Origin of the sequence: Thermosediminibacter litoriperuensis (assembly GCF_008124715.1) — a bacterium.
In the GTDB taxonomy this organism is placed as follows: domain Bacteria; phylum Bacillota; class Thermosediminibacteria; order Thermosediminibacterales; family Thermosediminibacteraceae; genus Thermosediminibacter; species Thermosediminibacter litoriperuensis.
This window is the reverse complement of record NZ_VNHO01000003.1, coordinates 1-24,005: the sequence shown is the minus strand read 5'-3', so window position 1 is coordinate 24,005 and position 24,005 is coordinate 1. Positions and strand designations below refer to the sequence as shown.

The 24,005-nt window shown below is 46.7% G+C and carries 22 protein-coding genes; 20 read left to right on the top strand and 2 right to left on the bottom strand.

What is annotated here, in order from left to right; all coding sequences use genetic code 11:
- The first annotated feature begins 11 nt into the window (after nt 1-11).
- The 7 genes from LZ11_RS01680 to LZ11_RS01650 all read left to right on the top strand — a co-directional run bounded on the left by LZ11_RS01680 (nt 12) and on the right by LZ11_RS01650 (nt 7,361).
- Nucleotides 12-1,379 (top strand): GlmL-related ornithine degradation protein, encoded by a 1,368-nt coding sequence (locus LZ11_RS01680; protein ID WP_148866042.1) that lies wholly within the window; start codon nt 12-14, stop codon nt 1,377-1,379.
- A 111-nt stretch (nt 1,380-1,490) separates the two neighbouring features.
- Entirely contained in the window at nt 1,491-2,918 is a 1,428-nt protein-coding gene (locus LZ11_RS01675) for a sodium:solute symporter family protein (protein ID WP_148866040.1), read from the top strand.
- Complete coding sequence (gene buk, locus LZ11_RS01670; RefSeq protein ID WP_148866038.1) at nt 2,888-4,006, top strand: butyrate kinase; 1,119 nt, start codon at nt 2,888-2,890, stop codon at nt 4,004-4,006. Before LZ11_RS01675 ends, buk begins: the two co-directional genes overlap by 31 nt.
- A gap of 17 nt (nt 4,007-4,023) precedes the next feature.
- Complete coding sequence (locus tag LZ11_RS01665) at nt 4,024-4,947, top strand: bifunctional enoyl-CoA hydratase/phosphate acetyltransferase (protein WP_148866036.1); 924 nt, start codon at nt 4,024-4,026, stop codon at nt 4,945-4,947.
- A 20-nt stretch (nt 4,948-4,967) separates the two neighbouring features.
- Nucleotides 4,968-5,669: a DUF6391 domain-containing protein gene (locus tag LZ11_RS01660; protein WP_148866034.1), complete on the top strand. Its 702-nt coding sequence runs from the start codon at nt 4,968-4,970 to the stop codon at nt 5,667-5,669.
- A gap of 12 nt (nt 5,670-5,681) precedes the next feature.
- The gene (gene sfsA, locus LZ11_RS01655; protein ID WP_148866032.1) at nt 5,682-6,371 is read left to right on the top strand and encodes a DNA/RNA nuclease SfsA; all 690 of its coding nucleotides are present in this window, start codon (nt 5,682-5,684) and stop codon (nt 6,369-6,371) included.
- A 90-nt stretch (nt 6,372-6,461) separates the two neighbouring features.
- Nucleotides 6,462-7,361 (top strand): selenium metabolism-associated LysR family transcriptional regulator, encoded by a 900-nt coding sequence (locus LZ11_RS01650; protein WP_148866030.1) that lies wholly within the window; start codon nt 6,462-6,464, stop codon nt 7,359-7,361.
- On the opposite strand, the gene LZ11_RS01645 is transcribed toward LZ11_RS01650, so the two are convergent.
- Nucleotides 7,339-8,022, bottom strand: coding sequence for an SIR2 family NAD-dependent protein deacylase (locus tag LZ11_RS01645; protein ID WP_246110671.1), 684 nt, complete (start codon nt 8,020-8,022; stop codon nt 7,339-7,341). The genes LZ11_RS01650 and LZ11_RS01645 overlap by 23 nt on opposite strands.
- A gap of 399 nt (nt 8,023-8,421) precedes the next feature.
- On the opposite strand from LZ11_RS01645, the gene LZ11_RS01640 reads away from it, so the two are divergent.
- From LZ11_RS01640 to sspI, 5 genes are all read left to right on the top strand, one after another.
- A complete protein-coding gene (locus tag LZ11_RS01640; RefSeq protein ID WP_148866026.1) occupies nt 8,422-9,570 on the top strand; it encodes a DUF3798 domain-containing protein in 1,149 nt (382 codons plus the stop codon).
- A gap of 108 nt (nt 9,571-9,678) precedes the next feature.
- Nucleotides 9,679-11,301: a sugar ABC transporter ATP-binding protein gene (locus LZ11_RS01635; protein WP_148866024.1), complete on the top strand. Its 1,623-nt coding sequence runs from the start codon at nt 9,679-9,681 to the stop codon at nt 11,299-11,301.
- Nucleotides 11,298-12,335 carry an ABC transporter permease subunit gene (locus LZ11_RS01630; RefSeq protein WP_148866022.1) on the top strand — a complete coding sequence of 346 codons (1,038 nt, stop codon included), beginning with the start codon at nt 11,298-11,300 and terminating at the stop codon, nt 12,333-12,335. The genes LZ11_RS01635 and LZ11_RS01630 overlap by 4 nt, the downstream gene beginning before the upstream one ends.
- Nucleotides 12,336-13,427, top strand: coding sequence for an ABC transporter permease subunit (locus LZ11_RS01625; RefSeq protein ID WP_148866020.1), 1,092 nt, complete (start codon nt 12,336-12,338; stop codon nt 13,425-13,427).
- Between the two features lie 169 nt (nt 13,428-13,596).
- On the top strand, nt 13,597-13,812 hold the full coding sequence (sspI, locus tag LZ11_RS01620) for a small acid-soluble spore protein SspI (protein WP_148866018.1): 216 nt from the start codon (nt 13,597-13,599) through the stop codon (nt 13,810-13,812).
- Nucleotides 13,813-13,841: 29 nt separating this feature from the next.
- On the opposite strand, the gene LZ11_RS01615 is transcribed toward sspI, so the two are convergent.
- Nucleotides 13,842-14,078 carry a peptidoglycan-binding domain-containing protein gene (locus LZ11_RS01615; protein ID WP_222927142.1) on the bottom strand — a complete coding sequence of 79 codons (237 nt, stop codon included), beginning with the start codon at nt 14,076-14,078 and terminating at the stop codon, nt 13,842-13,844.
- A 394-nt stretch (nt 14,079-14,472) separates the two neighbouring features.
- Here LZ11_RS01615 and LZ11_RS01610 point away from each other — a divergent pair, with 394 nt between their 5' ends.
- From LZ11_RS01610 to LZ11_RS01575, 8 genes are all read left to right on the top strand, one after another.
- On the top strand, nt 14,473-15,870 hold the full coding sequence (locus tag LZ11_RS01610; protein WP_148866016.1) for a sodium:solute symporter family protein: 1,398 nt from the start codon (nt 14,473-14,475) through the stop codon (nt 15,868-15,870).
- Nucleotides 15,871-16,047: 177 nt separating this feature from the next.
- The gene (gene hutH, locus LZ11_RS01605; RefSeq protein WP_148866014.1) at nt 16,048-17,583 is read left to right on the top strand and encodes a histidine ammonia-lyase; all 1,536 of its coding nucleotides are present in this window, start codon (nt 16,048-16,050) and stop codon (nt 17,581-17,583) included.
- Nucleotides 17,584-17,681: 98 nt separating this feature from the next.
- Entirely contained in the window at nt 17,682-18,965 is a 1,284-nt protein-coding gene (locus LZ11_RS01600; RefSeq protein WP_148866013.1) for a YjiH family protein, read from the top strand.
- A 199-nt stretch (nt 18,966-19,164) separates the two neighbouring features.
- On the top strand, nt 19,165-20,814 hold the full coding sequence (gene hutU / locus LZ11_RS01595) for a urocanate hydratase (protein WP_148866011.1): 1,650 nt from the start codon (nt 19,165-19,167) through the stop codon (nt 20,812-20,814).
- 16 nt (nt 20,815-20,830) lie between these two features.
- Nucleotides 20,831-21,733 (top strand): glutamate formimidoyltransferase, encoded by a 903-nt coding sequence (gene ftcD / locus LZ11_RS01590; RefSeq protein ID WP_148866009.1) that lies wholly within the window; start codon nt 20,831-20,833, stop codon nt 21,731-21,733.
- Between the two features lie 20 nt (nt 21,734-21,753).
- On the top strand, nt 21,754-23,058 hold the full coding sequence (gene hutI, locus LZ11_RS01585; RefSeq protein WP_148866008.1) for an imidazolonepropionase: 1,305 nt from the start codon (nt 21,754-21,756) through the stop codon (nt 23,056-23,058).
- Nucleotides 23,033-23,668, top strand: coding sequence for a cyclodeaminase/cyclohydrolase family protein (locus LZ11_RS01580; protein WP_148866006.1), 636 nt, complete (start codon nt 23,033-23,035; stop codon nt 23,666-23,668). The genes hutI and LZ11_RS01580 overlap by 26 nt, the downstream gene beginning before the upstream one ends.
- A gap of 138 nt (nt 23,669-23,806) precedes the next feature.
- Nucleotides 23,807-24,005 (top strand): transposase (locus LZ11_RS01575; protein ID WP_484421977.1); only part of this gene is annotated, 199 nt, incomplete at its 3' end.

Here is a 24,005-nt window from a genome sequence, read left to right as displayed (position 1 = left end):
GGTTCGTTTAAGTGGTAGAAGTGGATGTACTTGTGGCTGAAATAGGCAGCACCACCACTCTTGTAAATGCCTTCGCAGGCATGGGCACCCCCTGTCCCGAATTTGTGGGGCAGGGGCTTGCCCCGACGACTGTGCTGCAGGGCGATGTTACCATCGGCCTGGACGGCGCAGTGAAGGATCTGGAGAAAAGACTGGGTGACGGAGTAAAGTGGAAGAGGATGATGGCCACCAGCAGCGCAGCAGGAGGCCTCAAGATGACCGTCCACGGCCTCGTCTACGATATGACGGCAAAGGCGGCAAAAGAAGCAGCACTGGGTGCAGGCGCCGTTTTACACATGATGACGGCTGGTATCTTGAGCCATCCGGACCTGGATAAGATAAGAAAAATTAAACCCAACATAATACTGCTGGCGGGTGGCGTGGATTACGGGGAAAAGAATACCGTCATAGAAAACGCCAGGAGGATTGCGGAGCTGGGCCTGGACATTCCGGTGATCTATGCGGGCAACGTGGCAGCCCGGGAAGAGGTGGCGGAAATTTTTTCGGGGAAAAACAGGGTGTTCTTCGTTGAGAATGTGTATCCAAGAATTGACGAGCTCAATGTTGAACCGGCCCGCAGGGTGATTCAGCAGGTTTTTGAAGAGCATATAGTGGTGGCGCCGGGAATGGAGAAAATCCGTACCATGGTGGATGGTCCCATAGTGCCCACGCCGGGGGCGGTGATGATGGCTGCCGTGCTTTTAAAGGAAGATATAGGGGACCTGATGGTGGTGGATGTGGGCGGGGCTACAACGGATGTGCACTCCGTAACCGAAGGTTCGGAAGAGATAAACAGGATCTTAATAGCCCCAGAACCCGTCGCCAAGAGGACCGTAGAAGGAGATCTGGGGGTTTACGTTAACAGGTATAATGTGGTGGAGGTTTTAGGATTCGAGGAAGTCAGAATAAAGTTCGGGGAAAACTTAAGCCACGCCCTTGACGTCCAGCCTCCAGTGCCGAAAAATGAAGATGAAGTACGGATGGCTGAATTTCTCACCGAAATTGCCGCTATCACTGCCGTCAATCGCCATGCAGGTGGGATAAAACACCTCTACGGGCCCACCGGCAGGTATACGGTTGCGGAGGGCAAGGATCTCACCGGGGTGAAGTGGATAATCGGTACCGGCGGAGCCCTGACCAGGTTACCCGGCGGCAGGAGGATTCTGGAGAAAATCAGGTCGAAGACCGCCGGCAAAAAACTGCTGCCCGGCGAGAATACTCGGGTGTTAATAGACAGGGATTATATAATGGCTTCTATGGGAGTTTTATCAAGAGAATATCCCGATGATGCAATGAAGCTGCTCAAAAAGAGTCTGGGTCTGAATGAGGGAGAGGACTGATTAAAGGTTCTCTCTTTATTTTTATCTAATTCATTGATAAAGTCCGGCGGTAGGTGTATATTATTAGGTAGATTACAAAATTTTCGAATTTCAGAAGAAAGGAGCTCATGGGTGTACAGTCTAAATTTTCAGCATATATTGGGAATCATGGCAACTCTGGCCGGCATCACCCTGCTGGGCATATATTCCGGCAAAAATATCAGGAGCTCTTCCGACTTTTCTACGGGCAGCAGGAGGGCGAATGCGTGGATCATAGCCGGCACTATTACCGGCACCCTGGTAGGGGGTGCTTCCACGATAGGGACTGCCCAGCTGGCTTATCTCTACGGCCTTTCGGCCTGGTGGTTTACCCTGGGCGCCGGTCTGGGCTGCTTTATACTTGCCTTTTTGTTCTGCGAACCCTTTTATAAAGCAAATAAGGAGACGATACCCCAGATAATTATGGGCGAGTACGGAAACACAGCAGGTCCCATCTCGAGCGTTTTCGTCTCTATAGGAATTTTTTTGAACATCGTCGCACAGGTGCTGGCTGCGATCGCCCTCATAACTTCAATGTTTAAAGTAAATACCTTATTAGCAGCAATTGCAGCGGTTTCGCTGATGGCCGCATACGTGATTTTCGGAGGCGTTTGGGGTACCGGCATCGTTGGGGTAGCCAAGCTGCTGCTGATTTACATATCGCTTATCCTGGGAGGCGTGATGGCCTATGCTGGAGCCGGTGGGGTCGAAGGACTAAGGACCTCATTGCCTGCATTCCCATATTTTAGCCTTTTCGGTAGGGGTTTTTGGATAGATTTTTCTGCAGGGTTCTCCCTCATCATAGGGGTACTGTCGACGCAGACCTATTTCCAGGCGGTGGTTTCAGGCAAAAGTTTATCCGAAGCCAGAAAGGGCGCGTTTTTGAGCGCGCTGCTCATTCCGCCCGTGGGAATTCCAGGCATCCTCATCGGGCTTTATATGAGAATGAAGCACCCCGGCCTGAATCCAGCAGCGGCGTTTCCCCAGTTCGTGCTGAGTTACTTTAACCCATGGATAGGAGAGGTGGTGCTGGCCACGCTGCTCATAGCGGTCACCGGCACCGGCGCCGGGCTGACGCTGGGGATCAGCACCATTATGGCAAAGGATATCTACAAGTATTTTTTTAACAAGAAGGCCGGTGACAGGACCATACTTAGGGTTACAAGGTACAGTATAATACTGGTTCTGGCAATGACGCTGATCTTCATATCGGGCAACATAAAATCGCTGATACTAAAATGGAGCTTCATGTCAATGGGGCTAAGAGGTGCTACGGTATTCGCTCCGCTTTGCGCCGCACTCTTTATGCCGGGGAAAGTGAACAGTAAACTGGCCGTGTCGGCCATGGTAGTCGGGCCTCTCTCAGTGTTTTTCGGGAGATTTTTGCTTCCAGAATCCGTTGATCCGCTTTTGCCGGGGATAATCATAACGTTTGTTCTGATAGCAATAGGCTTTTTTGCGGAAAAAAGATCTGGATGGGGGGATGACCGGTGGAAAAAGCGAGGCTTATTTTTACCGTAAATCCGGGGGCCACATCCACCAAGTGCGCCCTGTACAGGGTCCAGGAATACGGCCTCGTATGCGTCGCCAGCGAGAATATTGAACATCCAGCTCAGGATCTGGCTGCGTTCAATTCCATAACGGAACAGCTGGGCTACCGGGAAAAGGTGGTGAAGGAGTTCGTCGAAAGAAATCTGCCCGAAAATGCCAGGATTGTGGCCTGCGCCGGCCGGGGAGGTATGCTCACTCCGCTCCCGAGCGGAGTCATAAAAATAAACGAGGAGCTGGTGGATTTCAGTTTGAACCGGCCGGTTTACCAGCACGCCTCAAATCTGGGGGCTCCGCTGGCTTACAGCATTGCCCGCCTGTACAACGTGGAAGCTTTTATAGCCGACCCGGTTTCCGTCGACGAATTTCCGCCGATAGCCCGCATATCCGGTAGCCCCGATTTTCCGCGCTTCAGCTTCGTACACGCGCTGAACATCAGGGCAACAGTGAGGAAACTGGCGGCGCAGCTCAACAAGCGGTTTGAGGATATGAGGTGTGTGGTGGCCCATCTCGGCGGGGGTTTCTCCATAGCCGCCGTGGACCGGGGGAAGATAGTCGACAACGACAATAGAATGGAGTCGGCTCCTTTCACTCCTGAGAGGGCCGGTGGAGTTCCGCCCATACCCCTCATAGAGGCCTGTTTTTCCGGCAAGTACACCAAACAGCAGCTCATGAAAAAACTCTACGGAGAAGGCGGCCTTTATGCCTACCTAGGGACTAAAGACCTGCGTGAGGTGCTGGCCAGAATTAAGAACGGGGACGATTACGCAAAATTAATTTACGACGCGATGATCTACCAGATATGCAAGGAAATCGCGGCAATGGGATCGGTGCTATGTTTCGATATGGACGGCATAATTATAACCGGAGGGATCGCCTGCAGCGAAGAAGTGGTGCGCGATATAAAGAACAGGGTAGGAAGGCTCGGCAATATATACGTCTTCCCCGGCAGCAACGAAAACGAGGCACTGGCGGAAAGCGTTCTCAGAGTTCTCCAGGGAAGGGAAAGTTATATGACATGGCCCGTTAATTACGATCCTCTGACGGGCAGGATAAACTGATTCTGGGGGATGTTTATATGTTTATTAAGACCTTTGCTGAACTCCAGGAAAAGGTGTCAAAATTAAAACCGGTAAGGGTTGCTGTGGCGGCGGCGGAAGACGACAGGGTCGTAGGCGGAGTCAAAATGGCCATGGAATTCGGCATCGTTGAGTCTGCCGTTCTAACGGGAAATTCTGTTGAAATCGTTGAAATCTTGGACCACGTGGGAATCAGCAGGGAAAAGGTTGAAATAAGGCAAGCCGCCGACGACCAGGAAGCTGCGAACCTGGCGGTAAAGGCGATAACCGACGGTGAAGCGGAGATTCTGGCAAAGGGCAGGCTTGAAACGGTATACTATCTTAAGGCAATACTGGACAGCGAAAGGGGCATTAAAGCTTCAAAGGTACTCTGCAATCTGACGCTGTTTGAAATGGAATCCTATCATAAGTTCATAGCAGTGGCGGATAACGCCATTATACCGCTGCCTACCCTGGAAGAAAAGAAAGCCATAATAGAGAACACAAAGCCTCTTTTTACCTGCCTGGGAATCGAAACGCCCAAAGTCGCGGTACTGGCGGCAGTGGAGCTTGTGAACCCCAAAATGCAGGCGACTGTAGACGCCGCGTGTTTATCAAAAATGGCCGATAGAGGCCAGATAAAGGGTTTTATGGTCGACGGACCTCTGGCTTACGATGTGGCTATCGACCTTAACAGCGCAAAGGGCAAGAAGCTTGCGAGCTCCCCCGTGGCCGGGGACCCCGACCTGCTGCTGGTACCCAATCTGGAAGCTGGAAATATGCTGGGAAAAAGCTACAAATTCCACGGAAAGGCCAAATCGGGAGGGCTAGTGCTGGGGGCAAGAGTTCCGGTGGTGTTGAACTCCAGATCCGATGGGCCCGAGATGCGGCTGAATTCCTTTTTGATGGCCAGGGCCATGCTGGAAAAAAGATCTATCTATTGAAAGGAGAATATTACAATCCTATGCCTTTCTTATTTTTTTTGTTTTTGCTGCTGCTGTTTTTTCCTTATCTTCTATTGCCGGTCATGGCATTTTTCATCATAGGCTTTTTATTTCTGCTGCCCTACGTGTTCGTTTTCAATTCGATTTTTAATATCATTACGATTCCGTGGCAGATATTGAAAATCGCCACTGACAGGAGAGTGAGAAAAAATCACAGCTTGGAACATGCTACGGTGAATGTGCTGGAAGAGAGGTACGGCAGGCCTTTGAGCATAGGAGGCCTTGCTTATTCTGACGGTTTTTCCTTATCGGGCCCGGACCTTCCGCCTGCTTATGAGGTGCTGGACGCGGCAAGAGAGGCCCTGTACCGCATGAAAAACGGGGAAATTCATCTTGCAATTCACCAACGGTGCGGCACTTCCATGGCGGCCGCAAATCTGATTTTTTCGTTGGCTTTTATACTGGTGCTGGTATTTTACAGGCACCTTTCGATTTTAAACGTCCTTGTAGCCTTTCTTCTGGCAAATATGCTGGCGATACCCTTCGGCAGGACGCTGCAAAGATTTTTTACGACTTATCCGGATGTAAGGGATCTCAGGATTGTCGACATTTTTGGCAGGGATTATACCTTTGGGTTTCCTTTTGAGATTTTTTTGAACCCCAACAGGACATACTTTGTACGGACCGAAATTGAATCGAGGCGTTTTCGATATCTGGTATAGGGGAAAAGAGCAATGAGAATAGAAGGCATCAAAATTGACGCGACTTTTGAAGAAAGGCTCAACAGGTTTGTGGCTGCAGTAAAAATCGGCAATAGGCCTCATAAGGTACACGTGCCTAATAGCGGCAGGCTGGCTGAATTGTTGGTCCCGGGAGCCAGGGTGATTTTGCGGGAAGCGCAGAATCCGGCAAGAAAGTATCCGTATGATTTGATCATGGTATACACAGGCGATACTCTGGTTTCCGTGGATTCTTCCTTGCCGGGTAGGCTGTTAATCTCTGAACTTTCAAGAGACCGGATACTTAGTTTTGATTATGATTTCGTTAAGCCCGAGGTTAAATACGGTGGAAGCCGTTTTGACATCGGTCTGGGCAGCAGGGGGAAAATTTTTTATTACATCGAGGTAAAAGGTGTGACCCTGGTGGAAAACGGCAGGGCCTTGTTTCCGGATGCTCCGACGGAAAGGGGCGCAAAACACATGCTGGAACTTGCAAGAGCCAGAGAAGAAGGCTACGGGGCCGGGGTGTTTTTCATAGTCCAGAGAGAAGATGCGGACAGGTTTTCTCCCAACGATACTATGGACAAAAAATTTGGAGACGCACTGAGAAGAGCAGCAGAAGCCGGAGTTGAAGTATTTGCCTACAGCTGCCAAGTAGACCGAAATGAGATACTGCTGCTCAATCCTCTGCCGGTTGAATTATGACCGAAAATATTGGGCTTTTATGCCCATTTTTTTGTCTGACAATCGATAGTATAATATTTAGCGGTAAATAACTTATCCGGAGGTATTCTCGTGGAATTTCATCAGTTAGAAACCTTCGTCAGGGTGGCCGAGTACAGGAGTTTTTCAAAAGCGGCCGAATCCCTGTTTTTAACACAACCCACCATAAGCGCCCACATAATATCCCTGGAAAAAGAACTCGACATAAAGCTTTTTGACAGGCGGGGGAAGGATATTGAACTTACTCCAGCCGGGAGAATCATGTACGAGAGGGCCAAAAATATCCTTGCTGCCAAGGAAATGGCTCTGATGGATTTGAAGAGGTTCTTGGGGACTGTAGAAGGAGATTTAGAGTTATATGCCAGTTCAATACCGGCAGCCTACATACTGCCCTCTATTATCAGGGAATTTAACAGAGCGTACCCGGGTGTGGTGTTGAAAATCCGCCAGGCGGATTCTGGAGAGGTGATAGGCCTGGTTTCCGAAGGCGTGGTGGAACTTGGAATTGCGGGCACCGTATCGGACAGTGAAAACCTGGAGTTTGTACCATTTTCTTCCGATGAACTGGTACTGATAACGCCGTACAATTGGAGCAGGGCGTTAGGTAACGACAATTGCGTAAACATTGCCGATTTTCTACATGAAAGGTTTATATTGCGGGAAAAAAAGTCCGGCACCAGAAAGACTTTTGAAACGGCTTTAAAAAATAGGGGTTTTCGGCTGGAGGATATCAACATCGTCGCAGAACTGGGCAGTTCCGAGGCGGTAAAGCAGGCCGTTAAAGAGGGCGTTGGAGTTTCAGTTATATCGAAGAAGGCTGTCGAGGATTATGAGAAAATGAAGCTGCTGAGGGTTTACCACATAAAGGATCTGGATGTTCACCGGAGTTTTTACCTGGTATTTAAGAAAGGAAGGACTCTTTCTCCGAATGCAGCCACATTTAAGGATTTTATTCTAAATTTAAAACTTTAGCCAGTTCCGCGAAAAATTCTCCCGCTATGGAGTGGAAAACCAGATTAGCTCTATGGTCCCAGGGAGTCGGTTCTTTGTTTACTATTATCAGCTTTTCTGCATATTTGGGCATATCAGCCACCGGATAAACCTGGAGGCTGCTTCCCACCACGATCAGAAGTTCGCATCCTTTCAAAGCTTCCAGTGCGCGGTAATAATCCCTCCCCATGGGGTCTTCAAATAGCACCACATCGGGGCGGAGCATCCCCATGCATCTTTCACATCTGGGGGGATTTATACCCTTTTCAAACTGGCCCGTTAATTGTTGAAAAGGGTAGGACCTGCCGCACTCCATGCAGTGGCACGTGCGAAGGTGTCCGTGCACTTCCCACACGTTCTTTGAACCCGCTTTTACGTGGAGACCGTCTATGTTCTGAGTTATTACGCCTTCTATAAGTCCCTGGTTTTCCATCGAGGCTATAACCAGGTGAGCCGTGTTGGGCTCAGCTTCCAGGTACCTGGTCCACCTGGGGATGTTGAAATTAATAAATCCCGTGGGGTTGGAAATCAGTGCAGAAAGGCTGGCCTTCTGAATAGGGTCGTACCTTTCCCAAAGTCCGGTACCCTTGCTCCTGTAGTCAGGTATTCCGCTCTCAGTACTTATCCCCGCGCCCGTAAGCACCAAAGTCTTGCGGGATTTTTTATTATTTCCGCTGCTTCAGCTGCGATATGGTCCCTTCTTGCCATGACACCACCCCCGTTATTTTATGGTGAATTTTCGGAAGCTCAAAAGGTTTTGAATTAATCGGTGTGATATTTCTTTAAGGCCGCTCTCTAAAACAATTATAGCTTTTTTTTAAAAATTTTCCACACGCGCGTAATCGATTATCTAAAATTACAAAAAGAAAAGGAAGGAAATTTTTACTTTTATGTAGAATATGAATTAAAAATAAAAGAAGGAAATTTTTACTATTACGTAGAATGCGAATTTACCAATATTATTATATGGAAGGGGTGAATGCCAGGAATATAAATTTTTTGTTTTTAATTAATGAAATAAAAAATAGGGGGGATTTTCTTAATGTTTAAAAGGGCTATTTCAATAATTTTGATTCTCGTAACTTGTTTGAGTTTGGCGGCTTGTGGAAACACTGGCACACAAAGCTCTCAAAATTCGAGTTATAAGATAGCAATTTACACTAATACTGTTTCACAAAACGAAGAAGAATTCAGGTCGGCAGAACAGGCCCAGAAAAAGTACCCCGATATTATTGTAACTCAAACGATGCCTGATAACTTTATGAAAGAACAGGAGACGCTTATAGCCAATGCTGTTGCTCTTGCGTCTGATAAGGATGTTAAAGCGTTGATCATGAACCAGGCTGTTCCAGGTGCAGCTGCAGCCTTTGAAAAAGTTAGACAACAAAGACCTGACATTTTATTGATTGCAATAACCCCCGCAGAACAGGATATTATAGCAGACAAAGCGGATATGGTCATTCAAACCGATGAACTCTCAATGGGTTACAAGATGGTTGAACAGGCTAAAAACTTTGGAGCAAAAGTTTTTGTGCATTACTCCTTCCCGAGACATATGTCGTATCCTCTCCTTGCCAGGAGAAGGGACATTTTAAAGGAAGAATGCGCAAAAGCGGGAATAAAATTTGTTGATGCTACAGCGCCTGACCCCACAGGGGATGCCGGATTACCCGGTGCTCAGCAGTTTATTATCGAAGACATTCCGAGAAAGGTTGCGGAGTACGGCAAGGATACCGTTTTCTTCAGCACCAACTGCGGAATGCAGGAACCTTTAATAAAGACGGCGCTTGAGCAGGGTGCCATGGTAGTTCAGCAGTGCTGCCCAAGCCCCTTCCACGGTTATCCTGGTGCGCTCGGTATAAATATACCTCCTGACAAAGCAGGGGATGTGGATTATGTAATAGAACAAATTAAAGCAAAAATTGCAGAAAAGGGCGGCACAGGCAAATTTTCTACATGGCCCATACCTGCCAGCATGCTTTCGACAGCAGCTGCAGTAGAATATGCCAAGCTTTATGCGGAAGGCAAGTTAAAATCTAAAAATGATCCCGAAGCTTTGAAGAAATGCTTTGAAGAGGTTTCAAAAAATGCAAAGATAGATATCAGCAATTATGTTGAAATAGGTGCCGATGGTAAGGAAATTAAACATGAGAATTTCTACATGATTCTTAGCGATTATATAACCTTCTAATTTTCGTTTGACTTTGACTTTTTCCATTAAAAGATTGCCGCCAAAAGGCGGCAATCTTCTAATAATACTATTTTTTGTATTTTGATTAGTCAAGAGGTGAACTCAAGCATGGGAGAAAATAACAGCACAAAATATGTTATAGAACTCAAAAACATAGAAAAAGAGTATTTTGGAAATAAGGTTCTAAAAGGGGTTAACCTTTCTGTAAGGCCGGGTGAAATTCACGGACTTGTAGGAGAAAACGGAGCGGGTAAATCAACCCTGATGAACATCATTTTCGGCATGCCGGTTATTTTCAGCACTGGTGGTTACAGCGGAGAAATATTGTTTGAAGGAAACACCGTAAAAATAAAATCGCCGAAGGATGCAATGGAACTCGGTATCGGAATGGTGCACCAGGAGTTTATGCTCCTACCCGGTTTTACGATAACGGAAAACATTAAGTTGAATAGAGAAATTTTAAAAGATAGCATAGCAAGCAGGTTTCTTGGCCCACAATTAAAGACCTTAGACATTGAGGCTATGAGAAGGGATGCGAGGAAGGCGTTAAACGAACTCGGGATGACCGTTGATGAGTGGCTGCCGATAGCGGGGTTGCCCGTTGGATACAAGCAGTTTGTAGAAATAGCCAGGGAAATTGATAAAAGAAATGTGAAACTCCTTATTTTCGATGAACCTACCGCAGTTCTAACGGAAAGTGAAGCGGAAAAATTGCTTGGGGCTATGAAGATGCTAGCCGCGAAAGGTATCGGCATATTGTTTATAACTCACAGACTTTATGAAGTTTTGGCTGTAGCGGATAATATCACCGTTTTGAGAGATGGCGAAAAAGTTGGCTCAATGAAAAGGGAAGAAGCTTCTATTGAAAAAATAGCACAAATGATGGTCGGCAGAAAAATAGAGAGAGTGGAAAAAAGGCAAAATAAGGCCGAAAAAAGCGAAGAAATTATTATGTCAATTAGAAACCTTTACGTAGATATGCCAGGAGAAATGGTAAAAGGGGTAAATTTGGATATAATTAAGGGAGAAATTTTGGGAATAGGCGGGTTAGCAGGTCAGGGGAAAATAGGCATTGCCAACGGGATAATGGGGCTTTACAGGGCAAAAGGAGAGGTTTATAAAAACAACAAAAAAATTGAACTGAATAATACGAGGAAGGCGATAGAAAACGGATTGGCTTTTGTCTCTGAAGACAGAAGAGGCGTTGGATTGATGCTGGATAATTCAATCGAATTGAATATAGCAATTGGGGCAATGCAGGTAAAAGGAATGTTTTTAAAGACCTTTTTTGGTGTAAATTGGCCGAGACTGGTGGATGAGAGGAAGATAAGAGAAAATGCCTTAAAATACATAAAAGAACTTGATATAAGGTGCACGGGTCCGACTCAGATAACGAGGCGGTTGAGCGGCGGCAATCAACAAAAGGTCTGTATAGCTAAGGCATTGACCCTTGAACCCGATATATTATTCGTTTCGGAACCTACAAGGGGCATTGACATAGGTGCTAAAAAACTCGTGTTGGATTTACTGGTGAAACTCAACGTTGAAAGGGGTATGACTATAGTTATGACCTCCAGCGAATTGGGAGAGCTTCGCTCCATATGCGACCGAATTGCTATAGTTTACAACGGTAAAATTGAAGGGATTCTAAGTCCTTACGATTCGGACACCAATTTCGGATTGATGATGGCAGGAGAGTACAAATCCCATTCAAAGGAGGCTGTGAGATGAAAAACCTATGGAAAAAGCTTATAGATAAATACGGTTACCCGAAGGTATTTATAACGATTCTACTTGCAATACTTCTTTTAATAGCGGTCTTTCAGAAGCAAAGCATTTACGGCCTGTTAAAGGACTCTCTTGTAAGAATAGGTATGAACAGCGTTCTTGTACTTGCAATGGTTCCTAGCATTGTTTCCGGTACAGGGCTGAATTTTGCTCTTTCTATAGGTATAATATGCGGATTACTTGCGGGATGCATAACAATCGAAATGAATATGGTAGGTTTAAAGGGGTTTTTAATTGCAGTTTTAATTTCTATTCCTTTTTCGGTAGTGGCCGGGTATTTGTATTCTATCCTTCTAAATAGAGTTAAAGGCGACGAGATGACAGTTGGCACATATATGGGATTTTCAGTGGTATCATTAATGTGCATAGGTTGGTTACTACTCCCGTTTAAAAATCCCGAGATGGTTTGGGCGATAGGAGGGAAAGGCCTCAGGACCACTATAACCCTTGCAAATAAATACGATAAAGTGCTCGATCGTTTGATTAAATTACCGAATATCGATTTGCCAATCGGGACCCTTTTGTTTTTTGCGCTTTGCAGCCTCCTTATGTGGCTGTTTTTAAGATCGAAGACCGGTATTGCCATGATGGCGGCGGGCAGCAATCCAAGATTTGCTCAAGCCTCGGGTATAAATGTGGATTTGCAAAGGACCATAGGGACCATACTTTCTATGGTTTTAGGCGGCATCGGCATATTAGTGTATGCTCAAAGTTACGGGTTTTACCAGCTTTATATAGGCCCTTTAATGATGCCCTTTGCGGCTATATCCGCAATTCTTATAGGCGGGGCTACAGCTAAAAAGGCTTCCATTTCCAATGTTATTGCGGGTGTCGTTTTGTTTCAAGCGCTTCTCACCATTTCACTTCCCGTCATAAACAGGATGATGCCTGAAGGCAATCTATCGGAAGTAGTAAGGATAATAGTAAGCAATGGAGTTATTTTATACGCATTAACGAAGGTGGGGGGGAATGATTAAATGAAAAAATATAGTTCACAAAAGGCGGCAATAAACTTTATAAAGAATAATACGGTACCCATTTTATTTTTTATAATATGTTTGGGCGGTGTAATAGCTTCAAAATTAAGCATTCCCTATATTTTAAACGAAATTGTAAATCGATTGGACAGAAATCTGTTCCTGGTTTTGTCCCTCATAATTCCGGTAGTAGCAGGAATGGGGCTTAATTTTGCCCTTGTGATCGGAGCGATGGCGGGACAAATAGGCCTTATTACAATAAAAGTATTAAATATAGGCGGGATTACCGGCTTGTTTCTTGCCGCATTAATTTCCATTCCCTTTGCTCTCCTTTTTGGGTACGGCACTGGTAAAATCCTGAACAGAACAAAAGGTAAAGAAATGATTACCAGTTTGATTTTAGGTTTTTTTGCAATGGGTCTATACCAGCTGGTGTTTTTACTTTTTGTTGGAACGATTATTCCTATAAAAAACCCCGAAATTGTGTTACCGGGTGGTGTAGGCTTAAAGAACGCTATAGATCTTACAATCATACAGTATGCCTTAGACGACCTTTTAAGTATAAATGTAATGGGAATAAAGATACCCATATTTTCTCTCTTTATAATAGGACTTTTATGCTTGTTTACGAAATTCATTCTTAAGACTAAAATCGGTCAGGATTTCCGGGCGCTCGGTCAGGATATGCATGTGGCAGAGGTGGCGGGTATTGATGTGGACAGAACGAGGTTGATGGCCATTACAATATCGACCCTTCTTGCCGCATGGGGGCAGATCATATTTTTACAAAATATAGGGACGCTTCAGACATACAGCAGCCATGAACAGGTGGGTATGTTTGCCGTTGCGGCGATTTTGGTCGGCGGCGCCACAGTTACCAGGGCAACTATAGGCAACGCCATACTTGGTACCATTCTGTTTCATACCCTGTTTATAGTTTCTCCCAATGCCGGAAAAAATCTATTCGGAGACCCGCAAATAGGTGAATTTTTCAGGTCCTTTGTAGCATACGGCGTTATAGCGCTTTCTTTGGTGCTTCATGCAATGCAAAAAAATTTTGACGCCAATGCAAATGTGGAATCTATGGAATGAAAAGGTGAGTTTTAAATAAAGTGCCGAAGGAAATCAGAAATCTTTGTAAAAAAATACAGAAACAGAATTAAAAGTTTTTGAGGCCATGGAGCCTCATTTTTATTGGTATTTTTGGTTTAAATTGAGGGAATTAATAAATTGAGAAAATAAATTCCAAGGAGGAATGGCCATGGCAGCGTTTGATATCAGGGATTTGGTCATAAAAAACCTGGCGGGGAGCACCAAGGAAGAGGTGGAAGGATATATAAACGAAACCATACAGACCAAAGAAGAACAGGCTCTCCCCGGAATGGGTGTTCTGTTCGAAGTGGTCTGGCAGAAGTCGAACGACAATGAGAGGAACAGCATGATGGACAAGATAATGAATGCCATCAACCGGACATAAAAGGGGGTGGAATTTCCACCCCGCTATTTTTAAGGTATTAACTGGTCCAGTACAGCGTAAGTCTGGGGTCCCACTATGCCGTCAACTCTTATATTGTTGTCCCTCTGGAGCTGTCTTACCGCTCTCTCGGTTAAAGGGCCGAAGATGCCGTCTATGGGGCCCATATAATATCCAAGGGCCTGTAATTTGGTCTGGAGTTCGGCCACATCCCTCCCACGCATGCCCCTGCGCAATGTTCTTGAACCAAAAGCTTGGCGGGATTGCACATTAAAGCCCCCTTTACAAAAACTTTGGCAGTATAATACTATGTTAATTCGATAAAATTTGTTAAGAAATAATAATGAGAGCAGGAAAAAATCATTATTTTGAAGAATATATATCACTAATGTTGCATAAACAAAAAATTCATTAAATCTGTGGATTTTTCAACGACAAGGAATCGGAAATTTCCCGGTTTACGCTTAACATTATGTTCTATTATTTAGAATATTAATTTATTATTACAGAAAATTAAAAATATAAACCAAATAATTTATAAATTACAGAAAACTAACCAAAGCAGCGTGAGGGTAGTATTTTTAACACCAGATCAAAAGCAAGGAAGCCGGTCTCATAAAAGACAAAATAAAACATAAAAATTTAAGAAGGGAGGATGAAAGAATGGTTTTGCTTATCTTAATACTCTATATATCTGGTATGTTAGTCGTTGGTTGGTGGTGCGGTAAATATTACATAAAGGGCATGACGGATTTTTTGCTGGCCGGTAGAAGGCTTGGCCCGTGGCTGCTGACTGCTACGTTGGTGGCGACGCACTTTGGCGGTGGTGCCGTTATGGGGGGAGGGGAATACGGGTATAATTACGGGCTTTCAGGGGCCTGGTACGGGATATCATGCGGCGTAGGTTTGCTTTTCCTGTTCTTTACTTCTAAATTTAGAGATCTGGCTTTATATACCGTGCCGGACTATCTGGAACACAGGTACGGTGGCAAAACTGTCAGAGTCCTAGGGGCGCTTCTTTCTCTTATCGCACTTATAGGAATTTTGGCAGCTCAAACAATGGCAACTCGGAGTGCTCTCTCCATAGTCGGAATAAGGGGCAATACCGGTGCCGTGCTGGCAACCATAGTCTTCATTATTTATACTATGGCAGGAGGCTTATGGGCTGACACACTAACTGACTTTGTCCAAGTCATTGTAGCCACCATAGGAGTGGTATGGGCAAGCATAATAGTTCTTTTAAAAGCCGGTGGTATGGCAGGGCTTGCATCTTTAGTCGCTGATAAAGGTGTACCCGGCCAGTATATTAATATTTGGGGTATGGGATATTCAAGCATTATGTGGATTTTGCTTCCAACCGTCATGTACACTCTAATTGGTCAGGATTTTTATCAGAGACTTTTCTCTGCTAGGGATTCAAAAGTTGCAAGAATAGGCTCTTTGGCAGGCGGTATTGTGATGATAATTTTGAGCTTATTCCCTGCAATAATCGGTATGGGTGCCCGGGCCCTTTCCGATATAGACGATGCTGGCAGCGCAGTTCCCTGGGTCCTGCAAAACCTTATGAACCCCGTTATCGGCGGAATATTCCTCGCAGCCATATTGGCGGCTATCATGTCTACAGCCGATTCGCTGCTCACGGCAGCTACCGCCCATATAGTAAAGGATCTGTGGATAGAAACCTTTCATGTAGATGGAGTAAAGGAAGAAAAAAGGCTCCTTGCTGTGTCCAGGAATTTCACTTTTATAATTGGAATAATTTCACTGATTATCGCCCTTATTGTTCCCGGGATAATTGATGCACTGATTTATTCATATACCATGTATACAGCAGGTGTCTTCATACCGGTTATGGGTGGCCTTCTCTGGAAAGGTGCAACCAGGGCCGGTGCTTTATCATCCATAATAGCTGGTTCTATAATTGCCCTTGTAGGTATATTGACGAAGATCAATATTTATGGCGCTCCGGTTGAAGTCTATGCAGCATTGATATCACTGGTAATATTTGTAATTATCTCATTAGCTACCCAGCCGAAAAAGAGTGATGAACTGGCAAAATAAAAATTCATTCTTTAGCTAAGCCCGTAATAGGTTTTATTTAAGGGGACCTTCCTCGAAGTTCGAGTCTTGGAAATCTAGCATCGAACTTCGGAGATGGTTCCCTTAATGACTTTTTGGGAGCTTTTATGATGTTAAAAGATTACATCGATAAAAAATTTAAAGGAGGCGAAGGAGAACATGATAGTAAATGGAGAAAATCTCACCATAGAAGATGTAGCAAGAGTGGCAATTAAAGGTGAAAAGGTGGAACTTTCAGCAGAATCCATAGAAAAAATAAAGCATTCAAGAAACTACGTGGAAAAAATGATAGAAAGAGGGGAGATAGTCTACGGCGTTACAACAGGATTTGGGAAATTTTGCAATGTGGTTGTCTCACGGGAAGACGTTAAAAAACTGCAGATAAATCTCATAAGAAGCCATTCGGTAGGAGTTGGGGATTACTTTCCCGAAGAAGTAGTAAGGGCTATGATGCTGCTCCGGATTAATGCCCTTGCAAAGGGATACTCGGGAGTAAGGCTTTCTACCATGATGACATTAGTTGAAATGCTGAATAAAGGAGTTACGCCTCTTGTCCCATGTCAGGGCTCGCTCGGGGCCAGTGGTGACCTGGTGCCCCTGGCTCACATGGTACTGGTTATGCTCGGCGAAGGTGAGGCGATTTATGAAGGCAGGGTTCTTCCTGGAGGAAGGGCGCTGGAACTGGCAGGGATTAAACCGTTGGTGTTGGAAGCCAAGGAGGGCCTCGCGCTCATAAACGGAACCCAGGCCATGGCGGCAATAGGTTGTATCGCCCTGGTGGAAGCGTGTAACCTTTCGAAGGCGGCTGATATCTGCGGAGCCTTGACCTTTGAGGCGCTGAACGGGATAGTAGACGCTTTTGATGAAAAAATCCATATGGCTAGGCCCCATCCCGGACAGATCGAATGCGCGAGGAATATGGCGCGGCTTATAGGGGGGAGCACCCTGGTAACCCGTCAGGGGGAACTGAAAGTGCAGGATGCGTATGCGTTAAGATGTATTCCCCAGGTCCACGGGGCGACAAAGGACGCGCTGCGCCATGTCAGGCAGGTTTTAGAAATAGAGATAAACTCGGCAACGGACAATCCGCTGATTTTCCCCGATGAAGAACAGGTTATTTCCGGAGGAAATTTCCACGGTCAGCCGGTGGCAATAAATATGGATTATATGGGCATTGCAGTGTCGGAATTGGCGAACATTTCCGAACGGAGAATAGAAAGATTGGTAAATCCCTATTTGAACGAAGGTTTGCCCGCGTTTTTGACAAAAGAAGGAGGGCTCAATTCGGGTCTTATGATAAGCCAGTATACAGCGGCGGCTCTGGTATCCGAGAACAAGACCCTGGCTTTCCCGGCAAGCGTGGATTCCATACCATCATCGGCCAATCAGGAGGATCATGTGAGCATGGGGACCATTGCCGCGCGAAAGGCCATGAAGATAGTGGAAAATACTAGGAACGTGTTGGCGATAGAGCTTTTATGCGCGACTCAAGCTATAGATCTGCGGTTTGAAAAGATGGGAGGCAAAGGCAGTCTGGGTAAGGGTACAGCCCGCGCCTATGAGGCGGTAAGGGAGCGTGTGGCAGTCATTGAAGAAGATAGGGTTCTGAGCGGTGACGTAAAAATATTGTCAGAGCTTATACGAAGCGGGGAGCTGGTGAAGAGGGTTGAAGACAGGATTGGGCCGTTATATTAGGAAGCAAAAAAATACTGATTTTATTCTGAAATTTACGAAGGGTTATGATCTTTTTTGGTAAATTGATATAATTAAAACTTAAATTAGGAGGAATGCTGATGGACAAAACCAGATCGGCGTGGAGATTTATTGTTTTCAGCGCGATTGGCTTCTTCGTGTTTTTCATCCCGGTAAATTGGAAGGGCAGTTCATCGATTCCGCTGGACCACATCGTGTCATGGATAAGGACCAACCTCACATCCTTTGCCCTGCTTTATGCTGTGGCAGTCACTACAGTCGGAGGATTGCTTCCCTGGGTAAACGGTAGCTGGAGAAAATCGAAGGTTGATACGGTTTTTTCTGTATTTAAGCTGGCGGGCATTCTTATAGCCTTCATGGTGTACTTTAAAATTGGCCCTGCATGGATGATGGAAAGCAGCATGGGCCCGTTCCTCTTCGAAAAGCTCGTAGTGCCAGTAGGTCTCATAGTTCCCGTAGGCTCGGTGTTTCTGGCATTTCTGATAGGGTACGGCCTGATGGAATTCGTAGGTACTTTTTTAAGACCCATGATGAGGTTGATCTGGAAAACTCCGGGCAAATCTGCAATTGACGCGATAGCATCTTTTGTGGGGAGCTATTCAATAGCCCTGCTGATTACCAACAGGGTTTTCAAAGAAGGTAAATATACAATCAAGGAAGCGGCGATAATTGCCACCGGTTTTTCGACGGTTTCAGCTACATTTATGATTATAGTAGCAAAAACCCTTAATTTGATGGATATGTGGAATACCTATTTCTGGTCAGCCCTTGTGGTGACTTTTGCGGTGACGGCGGTAACCGCCAGGATCTGGCCCCTGTCACGAAAGCCTGACAGTTATGCGACCGAACCCAATCCGGAAAAGGAGATAAGCACCAGCATTGCGGTTGCCTGGGAAGAGGCCTTGAAGGCTGCAGCGGACGCACCGGGCATCCTTGAGAGCATTGCAAAAAACATAAGAGACGGTTTCAGGATGGCGGCTTCAATTCTGCCTACAATTATGTCCATAGGGCTTCTGGGCCTTGTACTGGCAAATTACACCCCTATATTCGACTTTATAGGGTGGATTTATTACCCTTTCATGCTGCTGCTCAGAGTTCCAGAACCGGTATTGGCGTCTAAAGCTGCCGCGGTGGAAGTAGCAGAGATGTTCCTACCAGCCCTTCTGACCGCGAACGCACCGCTGGTCACCAGGTTTGTCACCGCTATTGTTTCGATTTCAGCTATACTGTTCTTCTCGGCATCGATTCCCTGTATCCTCTCTACGGAGATTCCTCTGACCATAACAGAAATAATCGTTATATGGATAGAGAGGACCATTTTCTCAATCGTTTTTGCGGCAATCCTGGCCATGATCTTGCTGTAAAAATTTAACTTGCTGGGGATGAGCTAATAGAAGTCTCTAAATCACCAGGGTATACTCTTTAAAAACCTAAGTTGTTGGGATCCCTCCTATCAGGTTCAAGCTCAGCAAAAAATTCCATGTCGAGAGGAATTTTTGCGAAGGGTAAAAGTAATAAAACGAGAAATATATATAATAACAAATTGTTCGGGAGGTATAAAAAATGAACAGAGTGATACGCGCCCCGAGGGGCAAAGAGATCTCCTGCAAGAGCTGGCAGCAGGAAGCTGCTCTGAGAATGCTTATGAACAATCTTGATCCTGAAGTGGCTGAAAAGCCCGATGAACTTATTGTATACGGGGGGGCCGGTAAGGCTGCGAGAAACTGGGAATGTTTTGACAAAATAGTCGAATCATTGAGGAACCTGGAAAACGACGAGACCCTCCTAATCCAATCAGGAAAACCAGTCGGTATTTTCAAAACCCACCCGATGGCTCCCAGGGTGCTCATATCGAATTCCATGCTGGTTCCCGCATGGGCTACCTGGGAAAATTTCTGGGAGCTGGAGAAAAAGGGACTTACAATGTACGGCCAGATGACTGCCGGCAGCTGGATATATATAGGCACCCAGGGCATAGTGCAGGGAACTTACGAGACCTTTGCCGCATGCGCTAATAAATATTTCGGAGGATCGCTTAAAGGTAAACTGGTGCTTACCGCCGGCATGGGTGGCATGGGCGGTGCTCAGCCTCTAGCGATCACCATGAACGAAGGCGTGGCCCTGGTCGTCGAGGTCGACAGGAGCAGGATAGAAAAGAGGATTAAGACCAGGTACTGTGACGTCATGGTGGAAGACCTGGATGAGGCTCTTAATATGGCCCTCAAAGCCAAAGAAGAGGGCAGGGCTATTTCCATCGGACTTGTGGGCAATGCAGCTGAGGTGCACCCGGAACTGGTGCGCAGAGGAATAATACCCGATGTGGTGACCGACCAGACCTCCGCCCACGACCCGCTGAACGGTTACGTCCCTGCAGGCATGACCCTTGAAGAAGCCGTCGAACTCAGGAAGACCGATCCCCAAAAGTACATCGCGAAAGCCAAGGAGAGCATGGCGATTCATGTTAGGGCGATGCTGGAGATGAAAAAGCGCGGCGCCGTGGTGTTCGATTACGGCAATAACATAAGGCGCCAGGCTTATGACCAGGGAGTAACCGATGCCTTTGACATTCTGGGTTATGTACCTGAGTTTATAAGAGACCTGTTTTCCGAGGGAAGCGGTCCCTTCCGCTGGGCTGCCCTTTCCGGAGACCCGGAAGACATTTACAGGACCGACGAGAAAGTGCTTGAACTCTTCCCCGAAGATAAACACCTGGCCCGCTGGATCAAGCTGGCAAGGGAGCGGGTTGCTTTCCAAGGCCTTCCGGCCAGGATCTGCTGGCTGCGGTATGGAGAACGGGCAAAAGCGGCTCTGGCGTTCAATGAGATGGTGAGAAAAGGCCAAGTCTCGGCACCTATAGTCATAGGTAGAGACCATCACGATACAGGCTCCGTTGCTTCTCCATACAGGGAGACTGAGGCCATGAAAGACGGCAGCGACGCCATAGCCGATTGGCCCATCTTGAACGCGCTCCTAAACGTGGCATCAGGCGCCACCTGGGTTTCTGTTCACCACGGCGGCGGTGTAGGTATAGGTTACTCTATCCACGCAGGAGTAGTCGTAGTGGCCGACGGCACCGACGACGCCGAGTTCAGGATTTCGAGGGTGCTCAATAACGACCCCGGGACTGGCGTAATGCGCCACGCCGATGCAGGTTACGAGATAGCCATAAAGACTGCAAAGGAAAAAGGCATAAAAATGCCGATGCTGAAATAAAAAGGAGGCAAAATTCATGTCCAAACTTGTGGAATGCATACCCAACTTCAGTGAAGGGAGAAGAAAAGAGGTAATAGAGGCCATAGCTGACGCCATCAGGTCTGTAAAGGGCGTGCGGCTTCTGGATTATTCTTCTGACCAGAATCATAACAGGAGCGTTTTTACCTTCGTCGGCGACCCCGACGCTGTTAAAGAGGCTGCCTTTGCTTCTGCAGCAAAGGCAGCCCAGCTTATAGACATGACAAAGCATAAAGGCGAACACCCGAGAATGGGAGTGGTTGACGTAATACCCTTCGTGCCCGTAAAAGCCATAACGATGGAGGAATGCGTTCACATTTCCCGGGAAGTCGGCGAAAGGATTGCGAGTGAACTTTCGATACCGGTGTTTTTGTACGAAGAATCGGCGACGAGGCCCGAGCGGAAAAGCCTAGCCGATATAAGGCGCGGCGAATTCGAAGGCATGGCGGAAAAGATAAAGGACCCTGCCTGGGCGCCCGACTTTGGAAAACCTGAAATACACCCCACCGCTGGTGCGGTGGCGGTAGGGGCCAGGATGCCGCTGATCGCCTATAATGTAAATTTAAACACTTCAGACATAACTATTGCCAAAAATATAGCGAAGGTCATCCGGGAAAGCGGGGGCGGCCTGAAAAACGTCAGAGCGATAGGCGTAATGCTGGAGGATAGAAATATCGCCCAGGTCTCCATGAACATGACCAATTACGAGAAGACCGCCCTTTACAGGGCTTTCGAGCTAATAAGGATAGAGGCCAGGAGGTACGGTGTGGACATTATTGGAAGCGAAATCGTCGGCATAACACCGATGAAAGCTCTCATCGATGTGGCTAAATATTACCTGCAGCTGGAAAATTTCGACGACAGCAAGCAGATACTTGAAAATTATCTTATTGCAGAATAAAGGTTTTATGGAGGGTGAGCATGACTGGTAATAGTCCCGACCTTCTTATAAAAAACATAGGAGTTCTGGCGACGCCGGTAGGGAATTGCGCCGCAGGTGGAGACGGACAGAGCGATATACAGTTTATTGAAAACGCTTTTATTACCGTAAAAGACGGTGTAATTACCGTTGTGGGCAGCGCGGAAAATCTTGCTCACATTATTCCCGGGGAAAAGACGGTGGTAATTGATGCCGGGGGTAAACTGGTTACCCCCGGTCTTGTAGACTCGCATACTCATCTGGTTTTTTCGGGATGGCGCCAGAAGGAGCTTTCCCTTAAGCTGAAAGGCATGAAATACCTGGAGATACTCAAGATGGGGGGCGGAATTCTCAACACCGTCAGGAATACCAGGAAGGCTTCCCTGGATGAGCTCGTTGCAAACGGCATGAAATCTCTCGATCGTATGCTCGAACACGGGACGACCACCTGCGAAGCCAAGAGCGGTTACGGTCTTAACCTGGAAGATGAGCTCAAGTCCCTGATGGCCATAAAGGAAATGGACAGGTATCACCCTGTGGATGTGGTGCCCACTTTTATGGGAGCCCACGCGGTTCCCGAGGAGTACAGGGAAAACAAAAAAGAATACCTCAGACTGGTTGTGGAGGAAATGATACCCAGGGTAGCCCGGGATAAGCTGGCGGAGTTTTGCGATGTGTTCTGCGAAGAAGGTGTATTCGATATCGAAGAGTCCAGGTACATATTGGAATGCGGCAGAGCGCACGGGCTCGTACCGAAGCTTCACGCCGATGAAATCACGCCGATGGGCGGCGCTAGGCTGGCTGCAGAGGTGGGGGCCCTGTCGGCGGAGCACCTTATCTACGCTACCGATGACGGCATCAGAGCGATGGCAGAAGCGGGGACTATTGCCGTACTGCTTCCCGGGACGTCCTTTTACCTCGGAGAATCCTTCGCCCGCGCTAGAACTATGATAGAGGCCGGCGTACCCGTAGCACTGGCTACCGATTTCAACCCAGGTTCTTCACCGACCGAGTCGTTGCAGTTGGTGATGAACATTGCCTGTCTCAAGTACAGGATGACGCCGGAGGAAGTTCTGACAGCGGTTACATTGAATGCCGCAGCAGCCATAAACAGGGCGTCGATCACCGGCACCATCGAGGTTGGAAAGCTGGCGGACATAGTTATTTGGGATGCGCCCGACCTGGATTTTATATTCTACCATTACGGGGTTAACCTGGTCAGGACGGTAATAAAAAAAGGCCGGGTAGTAGTTCAAAAACAGGAAAGGCAGGAGGATCAAAATGCTGCTTTCGGAGTACCGCATTAAAGAATTTGTGGATGAATTGGCATCTAAAAGTCCGGCTCCCGGCGGCGGGTCCGCTTCAGCCCTCGCCGGGGCTATGGGTATAGCGCTGGCCTCCATGGTGGCAAACCTCACTTCCGGAAAGGAAAAATTTAAGGACCGGGAACCGCTGCTGCAGGAAATATTGCTGGAGGCAGGAAAAATAAAGGAGTCGCTGGTATCGCTGATGGACAGGGACACCGAAGCCTTTAACAAGGTGGCGGAAGTTTTCAAAATGCCCCGGGAAACCGAAGAGCAGAAAAAGGCGAGGAACGAAGCGATGGAGGAGGCGCTGAAGGAGGCCACCGTCATTCCGCTGGCAATTATGGAAGAATGCCTCAAAGCCGTTAGGCTGCATGAAAAAGCTCTGGGGAATACGACCACGTCCGCATTGAGCGATATAGGCGTGGGGGTGCTATGTCTCAAAGCGGCCCTCTATGGCGGATGGCTGAACGTAAAGATAAATTTGAATTCGCTAAAAGACGCGAAGTTTGTTGAGGATGTGGAGCAGAAAGCCCGGGCCATTTTAAAGCAAGGGACCGAACTGGCCGACAGGTTATATCAAAAAGTGGAGGAAGAGCTTGCGAAAAAATAAACGGGAAGGAGCCGGAAGGCTCCTTTCAGACTGTCGACAAAGTAACTGTCGACAGTCTTTTTTTGCAAAAGCTAGTACAAAAATCATCAGCTTTTTAGTAAAATTAAAGAAGATACAAAAATATTGTGGGGCGATGAAATGTTAACGAAGAAAAATCGAGAAATAATAGAGCAGGTAGAATTAGTAAGCATCGATAGCTTAGTACCTCAAGACCATCTCCTTAGGGCAGTAGAAGAAAGCATCGACTTTAATTTCATTTATGATGAAGTAAAAGACCTATATAGCGAAAATACAGGAAGACCTAGTATTGACCCGGTAGTGTTAATTAAGCTACTCA